This is a genomic window from Psychrobacter sp. PP-21, from assembly GCF_033790785.1.
GTDB lineage: Bacteria > Pseudomonadota > Gammaproteobacteria > Pseudomonadales > Moraxellaceae > Psychrobacter.
Genome location: NZ_JAMYEB010000095.1, coordinates 1 through 426, shown reverse-complemented (window position 1 = coordinate 426; position 426 = coordinate 1). Strand labels below are relative to the sequence as shown.

General features: G+C 63.1%; 1 protein-coding gene and 1 pseudogene. Both read right to left on the bottom strand.

Annotated features, from left to right (window positions below):
* Positions 1–129, bottom strand: a 129-nt coding sequence (locus tag NJD71_RS13730; RefSeq protein WP_319052451.1) for a ribosomal protein S19 family protein, incomplete at its 3' end; no start/stop codon positions are given.
* 12 nt (positions 130–141) lie between these two features.
* Positions 142–426: pseudogene (locus NJD71_RS13725) on the bottom strand (50S ribosomal protein L2); the annotation flags it as partial.

Sequence of the window (426 nt, the reverse complement as noted above, 5' to 3'; positions counted from 1 at the left end):
CTGCGGCAGGATCGTCGAACGACGGCTCCAGATCTTGATGACGTCGTGACGGCCGGACGCGCGGGCGGCATCTGCCTTCTTGAGCAGAGAACCCTCGACGAACGGGCCTTTCCAGACTGAACGAACCATGTCCGTCGTTCCTTACTTCTTCCGCTTGTGGCGGCTTAGGAGAATGAATTTGTTGGTCGACTTGTTGCTGCGGGTCTTCTTGCCCTTGGTCGGCTTGCCCCACGGAGTGACCGGGTGGCGACCGCCCGAGGTACGACCCTCACCACCGCCGTGCGGATGGTCGATCGGGTTCATCGAGACGCCGCGGTTATGCGGCTTGCGACCCAGCCAACGGTTGCGACCGGCCTTGCCGATCGAGGTGTTCATGTGATCCGGGTTCGACACCGCGCCGATCGTACCGCGGCAACGGCCGTGCAC